Here is a 236-nt window from a genome sequence, read left to right as displayed (position 1 = left end):
GGGGACACCTGACGACCGAGGTCCATCTGTGCCGGCGGCGCCGGCTTGAACTCGGCGGCCGGCGACCCCTCGCGCGGCAAGCCTCGCAAGTAGACGGTCATCGCCTGCACATCGGCATCGGTCAGATGCTGGAGGCTCTCCGCGACCACGTCCGCCATCGGCCCGGGCGCCGCGTCCTTCGGCGACCAGCCGGATCGTAGCCAGGAGCGCAGCTCGGCCTCGGACCAGTCCTGCAC

The 236-nt window shown here is 71.6% G+C and carries 1 protein-coding gene; it reads right to left on the bottom strand.

Annotation, left to right across the window (positions count from 1 at the left end):
• A partial coding sequence (locus tag ACPYOM_RS23905; protein ID WP_481347892.1) for a hypothetical protein occupies nucleotides 1-236 on the bottom strand: 236 nt, incomplete at both ends.

The organism is Monashia sp. HAY1-2A (assembly GCF_056755315.1).
This window is presented reverse-complemented; position numbering and strand designations above follow the sequence as displayed.